At 53.3% G+C, this 21,426-nt stretch carries 17 protein-coding genes and 2 tRNA genes; 5 read left to right on the top strand and 14 right to left on the bottom strand.

The features are described from left to right. Positions 1 to 95 precede the first annotated feature (95 nt). From CZ787_RS03580 to CZ787_RS03590, 3 genes are read left to right on the top strand one after another with little or no spacing between them, the layout of a single operon-like run. Positions 96 to 1,238 (top strand): glycosyltransferase family 4 protein, encoded by a 1,143-nt coding sequence (locus CZ787_RS03580; protein WP_087106252.1) that lies wholly within the window; start codon positions 96 to 98, stop codon positions 1,236 to 1,238. Further along, on the top strand, positions 1,231 to 2,061 hold the full coding sequence (locus CZ787_RS03585; RefSeq protein ID WP_087106254.1) for a DUF2334 domain-containing protein: 831 nt from the start codon (positions 1,231 to 1,233) through the stop codon (positions 2,059 to 2,061). Before CZ787_RS03580 ends, CZ787_RS03585 begins: the two co-directional genes overlap by 8 nt. Positions 2,062 to 2,065: 4 nt before the next feature. Beyond that, positions 2,066 to 3,076 carry a lysylphosphatidylglycerol synthase transmembrane domain-containing protein gene (locus tag CZ787_RS03590; protein ID WP_087106256.1) on the top strand — a complete coding sequence of 337 codons (1,011 nt, stop codon included), beginning with the start codon at positions 2,066 to 2,068 and terminating at the stop codon, positions 3,074 to 3,076. A gap of 77 nt (positions 3,077 to 3,153) precedes the next feature. Here the strand turns inward: CZ787_RS03590 and sucD are convergent, their stop codons facing one another. The 9 genes from sucD to sdhC form a co-directional block, all read right to left on the bottom strand. Next, the gene (gene sucD, locus CZ787_RS03595) at positions 3,154 to 4,026 is read right to left on the bottom strand and encodes a succinate--CoA ligase subunit alpha (protein ID WP_087106259.1); all 873 of its coding nucleotides are present in this window, start codon (positions 4,024 to 4,026) and stop codon (positions 3,154 to 3,156) included. Further along, the gene (gene sucC, locus CZ787_RS03600; RefSeq protein ID WP_087106261.1) at positions 4,026 to 5,192 is read right to left on the bottom strand and encodes an ADP-forming succinate--CoA ligase subunit beta; all 1,167 of its coding nucleotides are present in this window, start codon (positions 5,190 to 5,192) and stop codon (positions 4,026 to 4,028) included. Before sucC ends, sucD begins: the two co-directional genes overlap by 1 nt. A gap of 142 nt (positions 5,193 to 5,334) precedes the next feature. Next, the gene (gene lpdA / locus CZ787_RS03605; RefSeq protein WP_087106262.1) at positions 5,335 to 6,774 is read right to left on the bottom strand and encodes a dihydrolipoyl dehydrogenase; all 1,440 of its coding nucleotides are present in this window, start codon (positions 6,772 to 6,774) and stop codon (positions 5,335 to 5,337) included. Positions 6,775 to 6,901: 127 nt separating this feature from the next. Then, positions 6,902 to 8,482: a 2-oxoglutarate dehydrogenase complex dihydrolipoyllysine-residue succinyltransferase gene (gene odhB / locus CZ787_RS03610; RefSeq protein WP_087106264.1), complete on the bottom strand. Its 1,581-nt coding sequence runs from the start codon at positions 8,480 to 8,482 to the stop codon at positions 6,902 to 6,904. Between the two features lie 39 nt (positions 8,483 to 8,521). After that, the gene (locus tag CZ787_RS03615; RefSeq protein WP_087106266.1) at positions 8,522 to 11,356 is read right to left on the bottom strand and encodes a 2-oxoglutarate dehydrogenase E1 component; all 2,835 of its coding nucleotides are present in this window, start codon (positions 11,354 to 11,356) and stop codon (positions 8,522 to 8,524) included. 322 nt (positions 11,357 to 11,678) lie between these two features. Further along, on the bottom strand, positions 11,679 to 12,389 hold the full coding sequence (locus CZ787_RS03620) for a succinate dehydrogenase iron-sulfur subunit (RefSeq protein WP_087106268.1): 711 nt from the start codon (positions 12,387 to 12,389) through the stop codon (positions 11,679 to 11,681). Between the two features lie 27 nt (positions 12,390 to 12,416). After that, positions 12,417 to 14,189: a succinate dehydrogenase flavoprotein subunit gene (gene sdhA, locus CZ787_RS03625; protein WP_087106270.1), complete on the bottom strand. Its 1,773-nt coding sequence runs from the start codon at positions 14,187 to 14,189 to the stop codon at positions 12,417 to 12,419. Between the two features lie 3 nt (positions 14,190 to 14,192). Then, on the bottom strand, positions 14,193 to 14,540 hold the full coding sequence (gene sdhD / locus CZ787_RS03630; protein WP_087106273.1) for a succinate dehydrogenase, hydrophobic membrane anchor protein: 348 nt from the start codon (positions 14,538 to 14,540) through the stop codon (positions 14,193 to 14,195). Further along, positions 14,534 to 14,911, bottom strand: a complete 378-nt coding sequence (sdhC, locus tag CZ787_RS03635; RefSeq protein WP_087106275.1) for a succinate dehydrogenase, cytochrome b556 subunit — start codon at positions 14,909 to 14,911, stop codon at positions 14,534 to 14,536. Before sdhC ends, sdhD begins: the two co-directional genes overlap by 7 nt. Before the next feature lie 499 nt (positions 14,912 to 15,410). Between sdhC and gltA the strand changes: the two genes are divergently transcribed. Next, positions 15,411 to 16,697, top strand: coding sequence for a citrate synthase (gene gltA / locus CZ787_RS03640; protein ID WP_087106277.1), 1,287 nt, complete (start codon positions 15,411 to 15,413; stop codon positions 16,695 to 16,697). A gap of 626 nt (positions 16,698 to 17,323) precedes the next feature. Here the strand turns inward: gltA and CZ787_RS03645 are convergent. The 3 genes from CZ787_RS03645 to gltX form a co-directional block, all read right to left on the bottom strand. Beyond that, positions 17,324 to 17,399, bottom strand: a tRNA-Glu gene (locus tag CZ787_RS03645). 20 nt (positions 17,400 to 17,419) lie between these two features. Continuing rightward, positions 17,420 to 17,495: transfer RNA gene (locus CZ787_RS03650), tRNA-Ala, on the bottom strand. A gap of 131 nt (positions 17,496 to 17,626) precedes the next feature. Continuing rightward, the gene (gene gltX, locus CZ787_RS03655) at positions 17,627 to 19,105 is read right to left on the bottom strand and encodes a glutamate--tRNA ligase (protein WP_087106279.1); all 1,479 of its coding nucleotides are present in this window, start codon (positions 19,103 to 19,105) and stop codon (positions 17,627 to 17,629) included. 288 nt (positions 19,106 to 19,393) lie between these two features. Between gltX and CZ787_RS03660 the strand changes: the two genes are divergently transcribed. Further along, complete coding sequence (locus tag CZ787_RS03660; protein ID WP_087106281.1) at positions 19,394 to 19,918, top strand: helix-turn-helix domain-containing protein; 525 nt, start codon at positions 19,394 to 19,396, stop codon at positions 19,916 to 19,918. 22 nt (positions 19,919 to 19,940) lie between these two features. Here the strand turns inward: CZ787_RS03660 and CZ787_RS03665 are convergent, their stop codons facing one another. Together CZ787_RS03665 and nfsA are read right to left on the bottom strand one after the other, a co-directional pair. Then, a complete protein-coding gene (locus CZ787_RS03665; RefSeq protein WP_087106283.1) occupies positions 19,941 to 20,537 on the bottom strand; it encodes a hypothetical protein in 597 nt (198 codons plus the stop codon). Between the two features lie 124 nt (positions 20,538 to 20,661). Further along, positions 20,662 to 21,393, bottom strand: coding sequence for an oxygen-insensitive NADPH nitroreductase (gene nfsA / locus CZ787_RS03670; RefSeq protein WP_087106285.1), 732 nt, complete (start codon positions 21,391 to 21,393; stop codon positions 20,662 to 20,664). Positions 21,394 to 21,426 lie beyond the last annotated feature (33 nt).

The raw sequence follows: 21,426 nt of genomic DNA on the forward strand, positions 1-21,426 counted from the left end.
ATGACACATTATACAGGGGGGCGCCTGCGGCCCCCTGCATTTGCAATCTTAAGTCGCCCGCTCAACTATCAGTGGTTCGAGGAGGTATCGGCGTAGTGCATATTGCCGACATGACCATGTTTTATGCGCCCTCCAGTGGCGGCGTACGTACCTATCTTGATGCCAAGCGTCATCGTTTGAACGCCATGGCCAACACTCGCCATACCCTGCTGGTGCCTGGCGAGCGCCATGTATATCTGGCAAAAGATCACCGTGTTGATGTGCCCGCGACACCACTGCCATTCAGCAATGGCTATCGCTTCCCATTAACAAGGCGTCCTTGGAGGCGAGCTCTTAATGAGGTGCGTCCGGACCTGATCGAAGCCGGTGATCCGTATACCGTCGGCTGGGCGGCCATCGCAAGCGCCCGCGAGCTTGATATCCCGTTGATAGCCTTTTATCACTCCGACCTGCCCACCATGATCAGTAATCGGCTGGGGGGCTGGTCACGTTCGCTGATCAATGGCTACATCTCCAAGCTTTATGATCATTATGATCGCGTCCTCGCTCCGAGCCGTGTGATGGCAGAGCGACTCGAAGGGCTGGGTATTAAGGAGGTTCGCGTTCAACCGCTGGGCGTAGATCTCACGACCTTTCGCCCTGCACTTCGCGATGAGCAGGTCAGGGTCGAGCTGGGGCTTAATGATGACACACGCCTGCTGGTTTTTGCCGGGCGCGGCTCGCAAGAGAAAAACCTGCCTATCCTGCTGGAGACAATGCGCCGCCTGCAGGACGACCCTTCTGCACAGCGCTATCATCTGCTGCTGGTCGGCTCCTCAATGCCGACGCAGGTTCCCGACAACGTAACGGTCATCAATCATTTTTGCCCAACCGCCGAGATTGCACGTTATTTCGCCAGTAGCGATGCGTTGTTACATGCGGGCACCCAAGAAACCTTCGGGCTGATTGTGCTGGAAGCCATGGCTTGTGGCATTCCGGTAGTGGCAGCCCGCGCCGGTGCGCTGACCGAAAACGTTCCCGAAGAGTGCGGAATGTTGTGTCGACCACTGGACAGTGAAGATATGGCACGCAGCATTCAAGCTCTTTTTGAAAACGACGCAAAAGCCATGGGCCGTCGTGCGCGCGCGCATGTAGAACGCCATCATGACTGGGATATCGTCGTGCAGGGTGTGATGCAGCACTATCGCGAACTTCTGGGCATTAGCCATACGACAGCGGTGAGCGCACAGCATGGCTAACAGGGAATTTGCACTGGTACTCCATGACATTGCCCCTATCACCTGGCCGGACTATCGCGCCTTTGTCGAGGAGATCGACAGCATGGGGGAGATCCCCATGACCTGGCTTGTCGTGCCCGACTTTCACCATCGCAGCAACACCTTTGAAGATACTGACCTGCTGCAGCTCCTGCATCAACGCCGGGAGCGCGGAGACGAACTGGCGTTACATGGTTTCTATCACTGCGATGATGCGCCCGCCCCCCGTACGCCGCGTGACTACTTCATGCGACGACTTTATACCTATGAAGGTGAGTTTTATCCGCTCAGCTACGCTGAGGCACTTGAGCGTTTGCAGCGTGGCGTCGAACTTTTTCGTGCTCAGGGCTGGCCGCTTGAGGGGTTCGTTGCGCCCGCCTGGCTTTTAGGCGAAGGCGCACGGCAGGCACTGAAAACCCAAGGGTTTACCTATACCAGCGACCCCGGCCAGCTGTACTTTCTGCCAGACTACACACCGATTAAAGCGCCCTCGCTGGTGTGGAGCGCACGCAGCCGCTGGCGGCGTGGTATGTCTTGGGTCGTTAATGAGCGAGCCAGGCGGCGTCATCGCCACGAACCTCTGATTCGCCTAGGGCTACACCCCGTGGATATGCGCCATGCTATTTCAAGGCGCTACTGGCTGACGACGATTCGTCGCCTGTTAGAAGAAGGCTATCGGCCCACCACCAAGATCAGTTGGTTACAGCGCCATTGCAGTCAGCACGATAAGACTGGCGCCTTATCACGTATGGACACCCGCCTTGAAAACGCTCGCCCAGAGCCAAACCCACCCTTGAATAATTAAACGCATGAAAAGAACACTCTGGCTGCTGGCCGCAGGTCTCATCGCTGTTATGGCCATCCCCATACTATTGGGTGGCACTGACCTTATTCATCTACTTGCGGGGTTTCCACCAGGTCTGTTTGCGCTGATGCTGTGCATGATATTGGTCTGCTGGCTGCTTAACGGTGCCAAGCTGCGTGTTCTACTGGCGGGACGCGCCGGCAACATGGGGCTGATGCGTGCTACCGGCACGGTGATGGCCACTGAATTCGCCATTTGCGCCACGCCTGGGGGGAGCGGTGGGCCATTGACACTGATCGCCCTTCTCACGCGACGTGGCGTTCGACCCGCGCAGACCACCGCCATTTTTGCTGTAGATCAGATCATTGACCTGCTATTTTTTCTCTGTTCGATGATCGCGATGATGATTTATGTCATCACGCGCTCAATTGATGCTCGGCTAGGATGGATGTTGGTGGTACCCATGGCACTCTTATGCCTGGCACTGCTCGGCGTCGTTCTCATAGGCCGCTATCATCGCCGCGTACTAATTGTGACCGGCCGTCTACTGTCTCGAATGCGTGTCAGTGCACGGCTCCAGCATGCCATGGTGCGCCGCATCCTTCTCTTCAAGCAGGCCTTTACCGAAACCCTTCAGCTGCCGCGCTCAGCGCTGGCTTTGGCCTTCGGATTCGGGATCGTGCACTGGATCGTGCGCTACAGCATTCTCTACGTCACGCTGTACGGCCTTGGACAACATCTGGATTGGGCATGGACCTTCCTGGTGCAAATGCTTTCCATGGCGGCAGGCCAGCTGACCCTGCTGCCCGGCGGTGCCGGGGGCGCCGAACTCTCCTCGTCGGCCCTGCTGGCCCCTATGGTGGGCCAAAGCAGCGCGGCAGCCGCCATTTTGATCTGGCGTGCTGTCACCTACTATTTTTATCTGATCGCCGGGGCACCGGTATTTATGCTGATGGCAGGACGCCCGCTGCTCAGAAAAATTCTTGAAGGGCGCAAGCGTGAGGTCGAGGGTTAAAGTGACGGCGGTGCAGTCAACATGCAGACACAAAAAAGGGGTGCCATTTGGCACCCCTTTTTGATCCGCTTGCTAGCTTACCAGCCCGTCACTTCTTTCAGTGCGTCGCCGATTTCTGCCAGAGAACGAACGGTTTTAACACCGGCGTCTTCAAGAGCAGCAAACTTCTCGTCAGCCGTGCCTTTACCACCAGAAATGATGGCGCCAGCGTGGCCCATACGCTTGCCAGGAGGTGCAGTAACACCGGCAATGTAAGAAACCACTGGCTTGGAAACGTGATCCTTGATGTAGGCGGCTGCTTCTTCCTCAGCCGTACCACCGATTTCACCGATCATAACGATCGCTTCGGTTTTCGGATCCTTCTCGAACATTTCCAGAATGTCGATGAAGTTGGAACCCGGAATCGGGTCGCCACCGATGCCTACACAGGTAGACTGACCGAAACCGTGGTCAGTGGTCTGCTTAACAGCTTCGTAAGTCAGCGTACCAGAGCGGGAAACGATACCAACGCGGCCCGGCTGGTGGATATGACCCGGCATGATACCGATTTTGCACTCACCCGGAGTGATAACACCCGGACAGTTCGGGCCAATCAGGCGCACGCCCAGCTCGTCGCATTTTACTTTTGCTTCGAGCATATCTAGCGTAGCGATGCCTTCGGTAATGCACACGATCAGCTTGATGCCAGCGTTAGCGGCTTCAAGGATTGAGTCTTTACAGAACGGAGCCGGTACGTAAATAACGCTGGCTTCCGCGCCTGTTTTCTCAACCGCTTCTTTAACGGTGTTGAAAACTGGCAGGCCTAAATGCTCTTGGCCGCCTTTGCCCGGCGTAACACCACCGACCATTTGCGTACCATAGGCAATCGCCTGCTCGGAGTGGAACGTGCCCTGGCCACCGGTGAAACCCTGGCAGATGACCTTGGTGTTCTTATCGATCAGGATACTCATTACTTGCCCTCCGCCGCTTTAACAACCTGCTGAGCCGCATCGGTCAGACTGGTAGCAGCGATGATGTTCAGACCGCTGGACGCCAGTTTCTCAGCACCCAACTCGGCATTGTTACCTTCCAGGCGAACCACGACCGGCACGTTGACACCCACTTGCTCAACGGCACCGATAATGCCTTCAGCAATCATGTCGCAACGTACGATACCGCCGAAGATGTTAACCAGAACGGCTTTCACGTTGTCGTCAGACAGGATGATCTTGAACGCTTCTGCTACGCGCTCTTTGGTCGCGCCGCCGCCAACGTCCAGGAAGTTAGCCGGTTTGCCGCCACTCAGGTTAACGATGTCCATGGTGCCCATGGCCAGGCCTGCGCCGTTTACCATGCAACCAATGTTACCGTCGAGTGCGACGTAGTTCAGTTCCCACTTCGCTGCATCGGCTTCACGCTGATCTTCCTGGGAAGGATCACGCATGGCCTGCAGGTCCGGGTGACGGTACAACGCGTTGCTGTCGAGGCCAAGTTTGGCGTCGAGGCAGTGCAAGTTGCCTTCGTCAGTGATAACCAGCGGGTTGATCTCTAAGAGCGCCAGATCCTTGTCGTGGAACAACTTGGATAGGCCCAGGAAGATCTTGGTGAACTGCTTGACCTGGTCGCCTTTCAGGCCCAGAGCAAACGCCAGCTCACGCGCCTGGTACGGCTGTGCGCCAACCAGCGGATCAATTTCGGCTTTAAGAATCTTTTCCGGCGTCTCTTCAGCAACCGTTTCGATTTCAACACCACCTTCGGTCGAGGCCATGAAGACCACGCGACGGGTAGTGCGGTCGACAACGGCACCGAGGTAAAGCTCATCGGCGATATCAGTGCAGGTCTCTACCAGAATCTTGGCAACCGGCTGACCTTTTTCGTCAGTCTGAAAGGTTACCAGATTTTTGCCCAGCCACTGCTCAGCAAACGCCTTCGCTTCAGCCGGATCTTTGATCAGCTTAACGCCACCCGCTTTACCACGGCCACCTGCGTGCACCTGGGCTTTGACTACCCACATGTCGCCGCCGATCTTTTTGCAGGCTTCTACTGCTTCTTCGGGAGTGTCCACGGCAAAGCCTTTAGACACTGGTAGACCATAATCAGCAAACAGCTGTTTGCCTTGATACTCGTGAAGGTTCATCGATTCATGCCATTGGTTGCATGTGACTCGAACGACAACCCGTTTTCAAAACGGGTTGTCCCCGTACTTTCGCGCGCTATTTTACAACATGCCCGAAAGTGATGCGCCACCTTATGGTGGCGCTTGGTGGTTACCGCTGAGCTTATTTGCGCTTTTTACGATTGGCCATGTGAATTGCATGGCCTTCCACCGCGAGAGCCGCTTCATGAATAGCTTCAGAAGTGCTCGGGTGGGCATAGCAGGTCAACGCTAGATCTTCAGCGCTGGAACCAAATTCCATCGCGATAACGCCTTGGGCAATCAGCTCACCCGCGTGCTGACCGACGATGTGCATACCCAGAATGCGGTCTGTTTCGGCATCGGCAATAATCTTGGCCATACCTTCAGGCGCGTTATTGGCAAGCGCACGACCGTTGGCAGAGAACGGGAAAGAGCCGGTTTTAACTTCGATGCCTTTGGCTTTGGCATCCTGTTCCGTCATACCTACCCACGCTACTTCTGGCGACGTGTAGATAACGCTGGGGATGGCGTCGTAATTCATTTCAGCTTTATGGCCAGCGATAATGTCAGCGACCATAACGCCTTCTTCAGACGCTTTATGGGCAAGCATCGGACCACGTACACAGTCACCAATCGCATAAACGCTCGGGACATTGGTACGGCACTGGTCGTCAACGAAGATAAAGCCACGCTCATCAAGCTCAACGCCCACGCCGTCGGCAATAACGCCTTGCGTATAAGGACGACGACCCACACAAACAATCAGTTTGTCGAAGGTCATTTCCTGTTCACCGTCACCATCAGTGTACTTAACGACGACTTCGTTGTCCTTGACCTCAGAACCGGTTACACGTGCACCCAGTTTGATGTCCAGACCCTGTTTCTTGAGCAGTTTCTGGGTTTCTTTGGCAATCGCGCCATCAACCATCGGCAAAAAGCTGTCCATGGCTTCAAGAACGGTCACTTCAGAACCTAAACGCTTCCAAACGCTGCCCAGCTCCAGGCCGATAACACCGGCACCGATAACACCCAAACGCTTGGGCACTTCGGTAAACTCAAGTGCGCCTGTAGACGTAACAATCAGGTCGTCGGTCAGCGGCGTCGGCGGAATCTCAACCGGTACGGAGCCTGCGGCGATAACAATGTTGTCAGCCGTGTAGGTCGTGACATTGCCATCATGGTCAGTTACTTCAACTTCTGTAGACGAAGTAACTTTACCTTTACCTTCCAGCGAAGTGACACCGTTGGCCTTGAACAGCGCGCTGATGCCACCAACGTTTTTGTTAATGACCGAGTTTTTGAACTCGAGCATTTTGGCGATGTTAGCCTTCGGCGCGTCAATCTCAATGCCGACTTCAGCAAAGTGATCACGTGCTTCAACAAACTTATGTGACGTTTCCAGCAGCGCTTTGGAAGGAATACAACCGACGTTCAGGCAGGTGCCGCCGTGAACAGTCTTGCCTTCCTTGTTAACCCATTTTTCAACACAGGCTGCTTTCAGGCCCATTTGCGCTGCGCGGATAGCAGCTACGTAACCGCCAGGGCCGGCGCCGATAACGATCACATCAAACTTGTCAGCCATGTTGGCTCCTTTAGCTCGGTGCTCTTCTCTCGTATTTACATTGCCGAGAGAAGAGCGGTGTGCGACTGCATAAGAAGGGTGGCGCGTATTGAAATATCAATACGCAAGGATACGTGGTCTACGTACCTTAGACGTCCAGCAGCAGACGTGCCGGGTCTTCCAGCAATTCTTTAAGCGTAACCAGGAAACGTACGGCGTCTTTGCCATCAATCATACGGTGATCATATGACAGTGCCAGGTACATCATGGGGCGAATTTCAACCTTGCCATTAATAGCCATCGGACGATCCTGGATCTTGTGCATACCCAGGATAGCCGTTTGCGGCGGGTTGATAATCGGCGTCGACATCAGAGAGCCAAACGTACCCCCGTTGGTGATGGTAAAGGTACCGCCGATCATGTCGTCCATGCCCAGCTTGCCGTCACGACCACGCTTACCGAAATCAACAATCGTTCTTTCGACATCAGCAATTTTCATGCTGTCGGTGTCGCGCAGTACGGGGACCACCAGACCACGGTCGGTGGATACCGCAACACCGATATCCTGGTAACCGTGATACACAATGTCGGTGCCGTCGATGGAGGCATTAACATCCGGGAAGCGTTTGAGTGCTTCAGTCGCCGCTTTTACAAAGAAGCCCATAAAGCCCAGCTTGATATCGTGAGCTTTTAAGAACGTATCTTTGTACTGCGCACGCAGGGCCATGATCTCAGTCATGTCCACTTCGTTATACGTGGTCAGCATGGCAGCGGTTTGCTGAGCTTGTACCAAGCGCTTGGCAATCGTTTGACGCAGGCGGGTCATCGGCACGCGTTTTTCAACACGCTCGCCTTCAACAGCCGCTGGGGCCGCTGCCGCCTTGCTCGGCGCAGAAGACTTGGCAGCACCTTTCTTGGCTGAGCCATCTTTAACGGCTTTTTGCACGTCTTCTTTTAGAACACGACCGCCTTTGCCCGTACCTTCAATTTTGGCAACGTCAAGGTCGTGCTCGGCAATCAGCTTGCGCGCAGCCGGTGCAACGATCTTGTCGCCCATTTTCTCATCGCTGGCGCCATCGTCCGCAGAGGCGGCTGGCTCTTTATCGGCCGCTGTTGCTACGTCGCTACCGCCGCCTTCGGTGAAGACCGCAAGAATCGCTTCAGACTCTACCTGGCTGCCCTCTTCGGCTTTGATTTCAGCCAGCGCACCATCAGCAGGCGCAACCACTTCAAGCACGACTTTATCGGTTTCGATATCGGCCAGCACTTCATCGCGCTTAACCGCTTCACCGACCTTTTTGTGCCAAGCCGCCACGGTGCCTTCCTGGATAGACTCAGGGAAGCTTGGCGCTTTTACATCATGCTGCTTGCCGCCGCTGGCTTTCTTCTCTTCTGTTTTCTCTTCTTTCTTTTCATCTTGCTGTTCGGCTTTCTCGGCTTTCGGCTCATCAGAAGATTTCTCTTCTTTTTTACCGCTGTCGCCCGAGGCGCTGCCTTCACCAATTTTGCCAAGTACCTGCTCAGACTCGACGGTTTCGCCCTCTTCGGCCATTACGTCAGTCAGGGTACCCGCTTCGGGTGCAACCACTTCCAGCACCACTTTGTCGGTTTCGATTTCAACAATCAGTTCGTCACGCTCGACGCTGTCACCCGGCTTTTTGTGCCACGTAGCCACAGTACCTTCGGCAACGGATTCCGGAAAGGTTGGCGCTTTGATCTCGGTAGCCATGTCGTTTCCCTTATGTGTTCTCTAAATCCGGTGGGCGCTTTACAGATTAAAAGCGTCTTCCACCAGCTGGCGCTGCTGTTCAGTATGGACGGACATATAACCCGCTGCCGGCGCGGCAGAGGCAGGACGTCCTGCAAATTTCAACTCGCGTCCGAGGCCATCTTTAAGCATATCGGCCACTGTACGCATGTGGTGCTGACTGGAATACCAAGCGCCCTGATTCAACGGCTCTTCCTGGCACCAGACAATATCTTCCACATTGCCATATGCTTGAAGCACTTCCAGAAGTTCTTCTTTCGGGAAGGGGTAAAGCTGCTCAAGACGTATGATCACCGTATCGTTACGCTCATTTTCTGCACGCCAGGTGGCCAGATCATAGTAGACCTTGCCTGAGCACAGAATCGCACGCGTTACGTTTTCAGCGGTCAGGCCAGCTTGATCCGGCAACACCATTTGGAACTTGCCATGGGCAAGATCTTCAAGGCTCGATACCGCTTCTTTGTGACGCAGCAACGACTTGGGCGACATAACAATCAGCGGCTTGCGCAGCGGACGAATCACCTGACGACGCAGCAAGTGATAAATCTGCGCAGGTGTCGTCGGCACACAGACCTGCATGTTGTGCTCAGCACACATTTGCAGGAAACGCTCCAATCGCGCAGACGAGTGCTCTGGGCCCTGGCCTTCATAGCCATGGGGTAGCAGCATCGTCAGGCCACATAAACGGCCCCACTTGCTCTCACCAGAAGAGATGAACTGATCAACGACAACTTGTGCACCGTTGAAAAAGTCACCAAACTGGGCTTCCCAGATAACCAGGTCATTCGGCGCAGTGGTGGAGTAACCGTACTCAAACGCCAACACAGCTTCTTCCGATAGGAAGGAGTCGTGAATGGTGAAAGCCGGCTGACCATCGGCCATGTTTTGCAACGGCACGTAGGTAGAGCCATCTTTCTGGTTATGAACCACAGCGTGACGGTGCGAGAACGTACCGCGACCCACATCCTGACCGGTAATCCGGATAGGGTGCCCTTGGTCAAGTAACGTGGCGTAGGCCAGCGTTTCAGCAAAGCCCCAGTTCATTGCCATACCGCCCGCCTGCATCTTGCGTCGGTCTTCATAAATCTTGGCAACCTGGCGCTGCACTTCAACCCCACCCGGGATCTCGCACATTTTTGCAGCAAGCTGCTGCAAGCGCTTCATATCAATTGACGTATCTGCATCGCCCGTCCACTCATGCCCCAGGTACGGCGCCCAATCTACAAACAGGGATTTATTGGGTTCCTGAACCAGTGCATTGGCAACGTGGTTACCCGCGACCAGATCATCGCGATAGGTTTCCATCATCGCTTTGGCGTCGTCTTCAGATAGAACGCCTTGGTCAACCAAACGCTTTGCATAAACCGTACGCGTCGACGCATGATCCTTGATTTTGGCGTACATCAAAGGCTGCGTACCAGACGGCTCATCGGCTTCGTTATGCCCACGGCGACGGTAGCAGACCAGATCAATAACAACGTCTTTTTTGAACTGCTGTCGATAATCCAGCGCCACTTGGGTCGCATGGATAACGGCGTCAGGATCATCACCATTTACATGAAAAATGGGCGCCTGGACCATCTTGGCAATGTCGGTACAGTACTCGGTCGAACGAGCATCCATGGGGTTGGACGTCGTAAAGCCCACCTGGTTATTGATGACGATGTGAATCGTGCCGCCGGTCTTATAGGCACGGGTCTGAGACATCTGGAATGTCTCCATAACCACGCCTTGACCCGCGAAGGCAGCATCACCATGAATATTGATGGGTAACACCTTGTCGCCGGCAGGATCCTTGCGGCGGTCTTGGCGCGCGCGTACGGAACCTTCAACAACCGGTGCGACAATTTCCAGGTGCGAGGGGTTGAACGACATGGCCAGGTGGACTTCGCCGCCCGGTGACATGACGTTGGAGCTAAAGCCCTGGTGATACTTCACATCGCCAGAACCACGCTCAATCACCTTCTTACCATCAAACTCATCAATCAAATCAGCCGGGTTTTTGCCCAGAATATTGACCAACAGGTTAAGGCGACCGCGGTGCGCCATACCGATAACGACTTCCTTCGTGCCATAGCCACCGGCACGCTGGATAAGCTCGTCCATCATCGGAACGAAGACCTCACCACCTTCAAGACCAAAGCGTTTGGTACCTGGGTATTTGGATGCCAGATAAGTTTCCAAACCTTCAGCAGCCGTCAGACGCTCAAGCACATGCTTACGAACATCATCGCTAAACTTGGGAGCACTGCGCACTGATTCGAAGCGCCGTTGTAGCCAGCGTTTCTCTTCGGTGTCCACGATATGCATGAACTCACAACCGATGGAGCGACAATACGTCTTCTCCAGCGCGTCCACGATCTCACGCAGTGGTGCCTTATCAATACCCAGGAAAAACGAGCCGGTCTGGAACTCGGTATCAAGATCAGCCTTCGTCAACTGATGGAATGATAAATCGAGGTCAGGGACGGGGGTAGGATTACGCAGCCCAAGCGGATCGATATCAGCCTTTTGATGACCACGGAAGCGATACGCATTGATCAACTGCAGGACTTTCACCTGCTTTTTGTTCTCACCGCTATCGGCAGCGGCAACTACCCGGCCCGGGCGGCTTTCACGACCTAGCTGGTAGAATTGATCACGAGTCGGGCTTAGTGGAACATCGTGGGAGGCACTGCCCTCGGAACTCGGTAGCTGGTCAAAATAGCTACGCCATTCGTCAGAAACAGCATCAGGATCGGCGAGGTACTGCTCGTAAAGCGCTTCCACGTAGTGGACATTGCCACCACTAACGTGAGAGGAACGCCACATTAACTCCATTATGCCTTGTTGCATCTCTCGGTCACCCTACACTGATGGGGTGGTATCGGCATCGCTGCAAAAAACAACGACATCGCTATTGCCCTGCCGGCGGGGCGGAACATGTGCCGGCGGCACCGACCAACGGCCGGAAGCCCTACTTAATTACTATTTCTTACTCAGTTCATGCTCAAAAGCCGGTACTCGCAGCACCGGCTTTTAAACTTGACTGCTCATAAGGTGCGGCGACGCGCCGCACCTTATGACAAGCCCTATGATAACAAGCGAAGCGCCACGATTTAAGTAGTAAAACGAGACTTGTTGCGTGGCAATCGCTTTTTATTGACTCACAAGGCGTTTATGTTGCATCTGCGAGCAGCATTTCGCGAATTTTACCGATGGCGCGCGTCGGATTTAAGCCTTTCGGGCAAACCGCTACGCAGTTCATGATGCCACGGCAGCGGAACACCGAGAACGGATCTTCCAGGCTGGTCAAACGCTCGCGGGTTGCGGTATCGCGAGAATCCGCCAGGAAGCGGTAAGACTGCAGCAAGCCAGCAGGACCTACGAACTTGTCCGGGTTCCACCAGAACGACGGGCAAGACGTAGAGCAGCAAGCACACAAGATGCACTCGTACAGGCCATCCAACTTTTCACGGTCTTCTGGCGACTGCAGACGCTCAATGGCGGGTGCTGGCGTTTCATTTTGCAGGTACGGCTGAATACGCTCGTACTGCTTATAGAAAATCCCCATATCCACAACCATATCGCGGATAACCGGCAGGCCAGGCAGCGGGCGCAGGATCAGCTTGTTGTTTTTCACAACGTCCGACAGCGGTGTAATACATGCCAGGCCGTTTTTGCCGTTCATGTTCATACCATCAGAGCCGCAAACACCCTCACGGCAGCTACGACGGAACGCCAGGCCGCTGTCCTGTTCTTTCATCATATGAAGAACATCCAGCACCATGACATCGCGCCCTTTGGTATCAACTTGAAACTCCTGCATATAGGGCGCGGAGTCGGTTTCCGGATTGTAACGGTATACGGATACCTGAAGATTGGACATTATAACTCCCTCTCGTCAATGCGGAGTTTAGTAGGTACGAACCTTGGGTTCGAACGTATCAACAGTTTTCGGCTTGAAGTTGACGTCGCGCTGCTTCAGCTCTTTGGTGAGCGGGAAGTAGAGCGAGTGCTTCAGCCAGTTGACGTCATCACGGTCTGGGTAGTCGTAACGCGAATGGGCACCGCGGCTCTCTTTACGCTCAAGGGCAGCAATTGCCGTCGCTTCGGCCACTTCCATCAGGTTATCAAGTTCCAGTGCTTCTACACGCGCCGTGTTGAAAGCGTTGGATTTGTCAGGCAGGTGAGCATTGGCAATGCGGCCACGCAGGTTGGCAAGCTTCTCAACGCCTTCCAGCATGTTTTTCTCTTCACGGAATACACCGAAAGAGTTCTGCATGATGTCCTGAAGCTCTGCTTTCAGCGCAGGAATGCTCTCACCGCCTTCCGACTCGTTCCAACGAGTAATGCGCTTCATCGCTGATTCGATATCAGACTCGGAGGCATCCAGGTACTCAATACCTTCGTTCAGCGCGCCTTCAATAAACATACCGGCTGCACGGCCAAAGACCACCAGATCCAGCAAGGAGTTTCCGCCCAGACGGTTAGCACCGTGAACAGATACGCACGCTGCTTCACCACAGGCGAACAGACCGTTGATGATCTGGTCGTTGCCGCTTTCGTCCTGCAGAATCGCCTGACCATGAATGTTGGTCGGAATACCGCCCATCATATAGTGGCAGGTCGGCACGACCGGAATCGGATCTTTCGCCGGATCAACGTGGGCGAAGGTTTTGGAAAGCTCAACGATACCAGGCAGACGCTTGCTCAGCACCTCTTCACCCAAGTGGTCAAGCTTCAGGAAGACGTGGTCGCCCTTCTCGCCACAACCGCGGCCTTCCAGAATTTCCATGACCATGGAACGCGCAACAACGTCACGACCCGCCAGGTCTTTCGCGTTGGGCGCGTAACGCTCCATAAAGCGCTCGCCGTCTTTATTGATCAGGTAGCCACCTTCCCCGCGGCACCCTTCGGTTACCAGCGTGCCCGCACCGTAAATACCGGTCGGGTGGAACTGCCACATTTCCATATCCTGCATCGGGAAGCCCGCACGCAACGCCATACCGATACCGTCACCCGTATTGATCAGGGCATTGGTGGTAGATGCGTAAATTCGGCCAGCACCGCCAGTCGCCAATACAGTGGCCTTGGATTTAACGTGAACAACTTCGCCAGTTTCAATGCACATGGCGATACAACCCACCACGTCACCGTTGCCATTCTTCACCAGATCAACCGCGTACCACTCATTCAAGAACGTTGTATTGTTCTTAAGGTTGTTCTGGTAAAGCGTGTGCAGCAGTGCGTGACCGGTACGGTCTGCCGCCGCGCAAGTACGCGCCGCTTGGCCGCCTTCACCGAAATTCTTGGACTGGCCACCGAACGGACGCTGATAGATGCGGCCGTTATCAAAGCGCGAAAACGGCAGGCCCATGTGCTCAAGTTCAAATACAGCTTTCGGGCCTTCAGAGCACATATACTCCGACGCGTCTTGGTCAGCGATATAGTCGCCGCCTTTAACAGTGTCGTACATGTGCCAGCGCCAATCGTCATTGGGATCAGAAGACGCGATAGCGCAGGTAATACCGCCCTGGGCAGAGACAGTGTGAGAGCGTGTCGGGAAAACTTTGGAAAGGACGGCTGTTTGTTTACCGGACTTCGCCAGTTCTAAAGCAGCGCGCAGGCCAGCGCCACCGCCACCGATAATAATGGCGTCAAACGTCAGGCTACGAAGGTTAGACATTTATCAAGCTCCCCACAGAATTTGAATGCCCCAAACCAGGTACACGAAGATAGCCAGAATAATCAGCGTCTGGACACCTACGCGCAGGCCAGTGGACTTAAGGTAATCAGTGGTTACGGTCCACAAACCAATCCAGGCATGTGCTGCAATGGATATAAAAGCCAGCAATGAGAAGATCCGCATCCACGTTTGGTTAAACAGGCCGCTCCAGGTGTAGTAGTCAAGGTCTGGATTAAACAGCAGATAGGCCACCATAAAGACCGTGTAAACGGCCAGCACCACCGCAGACACGCGCTGCATCAGCCAATCAGACAGTCCGCTTCGGCCAAAACTTGTGACGTTGGTTACCATACCCAAACTCCTGCCAGAATAATTAGAACGGCACTCACCACAACGGTGATCTGTGCTTTTTGCACACCACCTTCTAGTGTCACACCAATATCGGCATCCATTAACAGGTGTTTAATCCCTGCTACAAAATGGAACGCCAGCGCAGAAAGCAGCCCCCAAGCAATGAACTTGGCCAATAGATTATTGGCAAGTGCGCTGCTAACGGCATCAAAGCCTGCTGGAGATGAAAGTGACTTACCCAACGCCCAAAAAGCGAACACCAGGCCAACGAACAGAATAACCCCCGTAATACGGTGGGCAATCGACGTCAGTGCCGGAAGTGGGAAGTGTATCGTTGTTAGATCTAAATTTACGGGTCGTTTGCTATTCACGGCTTATACACACTCTCTTGGCCCGCTCTGCGACAGGTCGGGCATAGCCCGAGCGGGCAGTGGTTGCTGGAAGGGGCTCGGCCGTTTGCCAAGTCGGGCACGACCACCTACCTGCCGGTCGCGCGCCGTGGATTATAAGAACCTTCGCCCCTGCTGACAAACCGAACTCGGACCTAACTCAATTATGATGTCAAAAAAAGCAGCTCACCCGAGTCGATTTTGCAATGCAGCATCGATATAGTGACAGCACTCTAGTCATTTGATAAGCCTGTTAAGGGTTCGTCAAATCTCTGCCACCTGGTTATTATAGCTAGCATTAACTATATACAAAAATTGTCTACAATAATAATTTTGCATAACATTACATGCACCATCCATGCCTAGCGCTTTGCATAATTGACAAAATGTCGCACGCTCTTATAGTGGGCAAACCTTTTCGCCGGTGCGGCATGCGAAACAATGACTTTACGTCCCAACCCGAATCCGAAAGGAGGCCAACATGGCTGACAGGAAAGCAACATTGACGGTAGACGGTCTTGATAAAACGATCGAATTACCCATGTACTCCGGCACCCTTGGCCCAGACGTTATTGATGTCCGCGGCTTAGGTGCGGAAGGCCTGTTCACCTACGACCCTGGCTTTATGGCCACCTCTTCTTGCCAATCTGCCATCACTTATATTGACGGCGGCAAAGGCGTACTGCTGCATCGCGGCTACCCTATTGACCAGCTGGCTAAAGAGTCCAACTTTGTTGAATTGAGCTATACTCTGCTTTTTGGTGAACTGCCCAACGACGAGCAGTACACTGACTTCGCTGCACGCATTCGTAATCACACAATGGTGCACGACCAAATCAACAACTTCTTTAAAGGGTTTCGCCGCGACGCGCATCCCATGTCGATTCTGTGTGGCGTCGTAGGCGGCCTTGCGGCGTTCTACCATGACCACATGGATATCACTAAAGAAGAAGACCGCACTATTAGTGCTATTCGCCTGATCGCCAAAATGCCTACTTTGGCGGCCATGTCGCACAAGTATAATGTTGGCCAGCCGTTTAATTACCCGCGCAACGACCTGAGCTATGCAGAGAATTTCCTCTACATGATGTTCAGCAACCCGTGCGAAGAGTACAAGATCAACCCGGTTTACGCGAAAGCGATGGACCGCATTTTCATGCTGCATGCCGACCATGAGCAAAATGCCTCCACCTCTACCGTACGCCTGGCAGGCTCTACCGGCGCCAACCCCTTTGCCTGCATCAGCGCTGGCATCGCGGCACTATGGGGCCCGGCGCACGGCGGCGCAAACGAAGCCGTACTGGCGATGCTTGATGAGATTGGTGACGACTCTGAAGAGAACATCCAACGCTTCATTGATAAGGCAAAAGACAAGGAAGACCCGTTCAAGCTGATGGGCTTTGGTCACCGCGTGTATCGCAACTTTGATCCACGCGCCAAGGTAATGAAAGAGACCTGCGACGAAGTACTCGCCGAACTGGGCATGGCGAACGACCCGCAGCTTAAAATTGCCAAGCGCCTAGAGCAAATTGCGCTGGAAGACGAATACTTCATTGAGCGCAAGCTTTACCCGAACGTCGACTTCTACTCCGGCATCATTTTGAAAGCGATGGGCATCCCCACCAATATGTTCACGGTGATCTTTGCCGTATCACGCACGATTGGCTGGATCTCTCATTGGAACGAAATGTTGAGCGAAAGCTATAAAATTGGTCGTCCGCGCCAGCTTTACACTGGCCATGACCAACGCGATTACCCGACAAAATAATTTTCGACGGTTTAATCATCAAGAAGGCCACCCTCGGGTGGCCTTCCTTGTTTAAGCGTCTCTGCTTTGATATGACCGCCCTCCAAGCCTGCTGATTCCCGCAAGCCCTCCTCTCTAAACACATTCGAATACGTGCGCTAGACGAGCATTCTGACCTCATCAGCATGACACCCAACAACGCTTCTCCAAACGCTCGCGTCCCACCTCATCAATAGACGAAAGCACCAGCCAAAACGCTAGCAAAAGGCCGTAATAGCACTTGACTTTTTTAAGAGCCAGGCTGGGAAAATGTTTTCCACACTATCTGTGGATAACCTTGTTCATAACCCCTCACAAATGCCCCTAAATCGCCATGAACAGTGACCTCCCCTTAAATTGGTTATTTTTTGACCGAACGTAAGCTGTTGTTTTTAAACAAAATAAGTTAATTCGAATATTTTTCGCAGGTGCAGCACGGGGTTGTGCACAACCTTTAGCAAGGACCACCAAAAGTGGACAAGTCAAGCGAAAATACCACAAATAAAGTGGGGATTTAGCGATTTAGCTAGATAGCAGGCAGGAAAAAACGCAGCAAATGAAGGAGTTCATTACTACATCAATATGGGGATAGAAGAGTATAAAAGAGATGGCGTCCCATAGGGGGTTCGAACCCCTGTTACCGCCGTGAAAGGGCGGTGTCCTGGACCACTAGACGAATGGGACGTTACGACAAACAAACTAAATGGTGGAGCCTAGCGGGATCGAACCGCTGACCTCAACACTGCCAGTGTTGCGCTCTCCCAGCTGAGCTAAGGCCCCACATGTCCTGAAGACGGAGCGTATAATACTGATTACGCTCGTCTTCGTCAAGGGCATTAATTACCTAGAAAAACGCCAGACGCCTAACGTCAATGGAGAATGGCGTTTCCTGCAGCCATTAGCTGAATGACTTACAGATCGCGGTACTCTTTTTCAAAACGTTTCGCTTGTTTCTTGGAAACGCCACCCAGCACATCAATAGCGCTGCGCAGACGCGCACGAGTGACATCGGAACCCAGAATCGCCATGGCATCCATAACAGACGTGCTCGAGCTACTGCCTGTAATCGCAATAAAAACGGGCGCCAGGAATGCTTTCATTTTAAGCTCGAAGTACTCTGACAAGCTCTTTACTTCGGCCAGCAACGCTTCTTTATCCCAAGCAGGTAGCACCTCGAAGCGCCAGACCAGAAACTGCAGCAATTTCACTAACTCGTCTTTCTCCAGCTTAATACTGGCGAAGTCATCTTCTGTAAGCGTAGGTAAGCCTGAGAAGAAGTGCCCGGCTAGCGGCATGATTTGTGAAAGTGTTTCTACGCGTGGGCGCACCTGGGGCAAAATCTGCCTTACATAGGCATCATTAAACGCCCATTCGCGCAGCGCAGTAAGCAGCGCATCGTCATCCAGATCCTCGCGGATATAAACGCCGTTGAGCCAGGTAAGCTTCTCTAGATCAAACACCGGCCCACCCAGCGAGACACGCTGAATATCAAACTCGGCCATCATATCGGGTAAGCTAAACTTCTCGCGCTCATCCGGCATGGACCAGCCCATACGGCCGAGGTAATTGGTAACCGCTTGAGGCAAAAAGCCCATCCGGCGATAGAAATTAATCGACGTGGGATTTTTACGTTTGGAAAGCTTGGATTTGTCGGGGTTACGCAAAAGCGGCATATGGCATAGCTCAGGCATTTCCCAACCAAAGTATTCATATAACAGCTGGTGTTTGGGTGCGGAGTTAATCCATTCTTCGCCACGCAGTACATGCGTGATTTCCATTAAATGGTCATCTACCACATTCGCCAAATGGTAAGTAGGCATGCCGTCCGACTTGAGCAGTATCTGCGCGTCAACTTGCGCCCACTCCACTTCAATCGTACCGCGCAGCATATCGTTTACTACGCAGACACCTTCGCTAGGCACGTTCATACGCACGACATAAGGCCAGCCTTCCTGCTGCCGGCGAGCAGCTTCTGCGTCATCCAAAGCCAAGTCACCCGGCTTGAGAGCCAGATGCAAGCCTGCTGCCTTACGCGACTCACGCAGCTCATCCAGTTCTTCTGTGGTGCGGTAGCATTTAAACGCATGGCCAGCGTCCAGCAACTGCTGAGCATGCTTCGCATAAATATCGCCACGTTCGCTTTGGCGGTACGGACCATGTGGGCCGCCAACGTCTGGCCCCTCATCCCACTCCAACCCAAGCCAGCGCAAGGAGTCCAGAATCATCTGCTCTGACTCAGGCGTTGAGCGTACGCGGTCCGTGTCCTCAATACGCAAAATAAACTGCCCGCCATGCTGACGCGCAAAGCATAAATTGAACAGCGCAATATACGCCGTACCAACGTGGGGATCCCCAGTTGGGGAAGGTGCAATGCGAGTACGAACGGTCATCAAGACATCCTTATAGCGAGAAAGCGTAGCGATATTATACCTACCCTACGCATAACCAACAGCGCTGTAGATGGAACGACTTCCATATTAAAGCGTCTTACAAAAAGTAATACGGTTATAAGATTACAAGATGCGCGACACTGAACAATCGCTTAGTATGGCGCGGCGTCGATGATCGGCGATCATGCTTATAAAAAGTGCTTAAACGCACTAAGCGTGCTCACATCGCTGCAACTGTGGTTGAAGTAAACTTAACGAGCTTACACAGCTCAATTATAGGAAATCGAAATGGAATCGCTAGGCTCACGTATTAAGCAATTGCGTCTTAGGGCCAAGCTCAACAAAGCTGCCCTAGCACGTAACGTTGGCGTGTCGGATGTTACTATTTCCTACTGGGAATCAGGTGCAATTAAACAAATTGGTCACGAGCGTTTGGTCGCTCTAGCCGAGGCGTTGGATTGTTCACTTGCTACCTTGCTGGAAGGCGACACCGCCCCTCAACTGTTGACGTTGAAACACACTGGCCCCCTCCCCTGGGAACAGGTGCAAGCAACGACAATTACCGTTCCACATCATTTAGCGTTAAATATCGACTGGAAAGCGCCCTGCGTCATGGCAACTCCAGATTCAGGCACTGACTTTTCACCCGTCGCAGCCAATGATTTACTGCTGCTGGGCCCGACACACGTATTTCATAAAGCCGGGCATTATCTTGTCAGTCGCGACGAGCGTTTTGTACTTGAGCACTTTGCAAAAGCGCCTTCTGACGTAGAAATACATGCGGTACTGCTAGCCCATTGGCGTTCTGTCTAAAGCATCTACATCCCCGTAAATGTTAATGCACTTCCACCTGGTCACGTGTTCGTCTTGGCTCCTCCCCCACCAAGAAACGGCGTGAGTAGGTGGCCACTTGACCCAACCCATGGCGGGATTGGCTAACCAGCTCTCCCGCCAAATTCTCCCCGCGATTACCGATCACGGCTTGTACGGTTTGAGGCTGCACACTAGCTTCGGAAAGCTGTACATGTACGATATAGCCACCATCCGGCAAACCGCTCCCTGAACCAAATGGACCGGCAACAAAGCCTCCGTCACTAACCCGCGCACGTGCCCTCCAGCGCACACGACTCACTTCACGCTCGACAATAACCTGCACCTGCGCCTGATCAGGTAGATTGGTTTCTCCCTCCACCATCAGACGCCGATCAGGGCGCAAGGCAACCGATGTCGAAATAGCTACTTCCAAGGATACGATGCTCGCAGGCTCTTCCGCTACAGAAGCGTCAGCCGGTTGCGTGCTGGTAGCTGTCTGTTCAGATAAATTACGCGGGGGTTCGTCTTCGGAATCGCTGCATCCTGCAGCCGACATCGTCACTACCAATAATAGGCCAAAGCCCGTTTGTCGCTTATACCCTGTTCGTAACTTACACATAGTGCTTCCTCAAAAACGGCGGCTTCCAGACTATCACTGCCACCTCCTGGCAGCAGTGAATTCGATCACTCATGAAGCATCGGGAAGAGGAGCGATGGCGGTCATAAGCAAGGTGCCGTTTGGGCTACTTCATTTCAAAGCCACGCTGAATCAAGAAGTCACGCATATGGGGTCGTAGTTTGTTATCAAACAGCGGCTTCAGGTTTTGTGACCAATCGGAGTCTTTATTGCCACTGCTACGCGACTGATAATACGCCTGCATGGTGTCATCAAACGCTTGCACCTGCGCACTGTCGTCGCTGTAGTAGTCTTCTTTTAAGATCGCTTCAACCGGCAGGCGGGGCTTTACCTCCGGTTCATGAGACGGATAGCCAAGGCACATACCAAATACAGGGTAAACATGCTCAGGCAGCTTTAACAGATCGCTAACCGCTTGGGGGTTATTGCGAATGCCGCCAATATAACAGATGCCCAGCCCTTCTGATTCAGCAGCTGTCGCAACATTCTGCGCCATTAAGGCAGTGTCTACCGTGGCTACCAACAGCTGTTCTGTCATCCCTCGAACAACGTTGGAACCCGCCCGCTCTGATGCCTCGGTTGGGCGCTTCATATCGGCACAGAAGACCAGAAAGTCCGCACAACTGGCAATATAAGACTGGCCACCCGCTAACTCAGCAATCTGTTCGCGATTAGCCGAATTTGTAACATGAATAACCGTATAGGCTTGAACATGACTGGACGTTGCCGCGCCTTGACCCGCTTGGATAAGTTCGATCAGAAGCTCACGTGCAATCGGCTGATCCTTGAATTTTCGAACTGAACGGTGGGATTTCAAGAGTTTAATAACGTCGTTCATGGTACCTCGCCTTTATAAATCAGTATCGCTTAC

The sequence above is a fragment of the Halomonas citrativorans genome, from assembly GCF_900163645.1.
GTDB lineage: Bacteria > Pseudomonadota > Gammaproteobacteria > Pseudomonadales > Halomonadaceae > Vreelandella > Vreelandella citrativorans.

What these genes read in the sequence shown, in the direction of transcription:
- CZ787_RS03585 (WP_087106254.1), top strand. Translation starts at nt 1,231, where the DNA reads ATGGCTAACAGGGAATTTGCACTGGTACTCCATGACATTGCCCCTATC.
- CZ787_RS03590 (WP_087106256.1), top strand. Translation starts at nt 2,066, where the DNA reads ATGAAAAGAACACTCTGGCTGCTGGCCGCAGGTCTCATCGCTGTTATG.
- sucD (WP_087106259.1), bottom strand. Translation starts at nt 4,026, where the DNA reads ATGAGTATCCTGATCGATAAGAACACCAAGGTCATCTGCCAGGGTTTC.
- sucC (WP_087106261.1), bottom strand. Translation starts at nt 5,192, where the DNA reads ATGAACCTTCACGAGTATCAAGGCAAACAGCTGTTTGCTGATTATGGT.
- lpdA (WP_087106262.1), bottom strand. Translation starts at nt 6,774, where the DNA reads ATGGCTGACAAGTTTGATGTGATCGTTATCGGCGCCGGCCCTGGCGGT.
- odhB (WP_087106264.1), bottom strand. Translation starts at nt 8,482, where the DNA reads ATGGCTACCGAGATCAAAGCGCCAACCTTTCCGGAATCCGTTGCCGAA.
- CZ787_RS03615 (WP_087106266.1), bottom strand. Translation starts at nt 11,356, where the DNA reads ATGCAACAAGGCATAATGGAGTTAATGTGGCGTTCCTCTCACGTTAGT.
- CZ787_RS03620 (WP_087106268.1), bottom strand. Translation starts at nt 12,389, where the DNA reads ATGTCCAATCTTCAGGTATCCGTATACCGTTACAATCCGGAAACCGAC.
- sdhA (WP_087106270.1), bottom strand. Translation starts at nt 14,189, where the DNA reads ATGTCTAACCTTCGTAGCCTGACGTTTGACGCCATTATTATCGGTGGC.
- sdhD (WP_087106273.1), bottom strand. Translation starts at nt 14,540, where the DNA reads ATGGTAACCAACGTCACAAGTTTTGGCCGAAGCGGACTGTCTGATTGG.
- gltA (WP_087106277.1), top strand. Translation starts at nt 15,411, where the DNA reads ATGGCTGACAGGAAAGCAACATTGACGGTAGACGGTCTTGATAAAACG.
- gltX (WP_087106279.1), bottom strand. Translation starts at nt 19,105, where the DNA reads ATGACCGTTCGTACTCGCATTGCACCTTCCCCAACTGGGGATCCCCAC.
- CZ787_RS03660 (WP_087106281.1), top strand. Translation starts at nt 19,394, where the DNA reads ATGGAATCGCTAGGCTCACGTATTAAGCAATTGCGTCTTAGGGCCAAG.
- CZ787_RS03665 (WP_087106283.1), bottom strand. Translation starts at nt 20,537, where the DNA reads ATGTGTAAGTTACGAACAGGGTATAAGCGACAAACGGGCTTTGGCCTA.
- nfsA (WP_087106285.1), bottom strand. Translation starts at nt 21,393, where the DNA reads ATGAACGACGTTATTAAACTCTTGAAATCCCACCGTTCAGTTCGAAAA.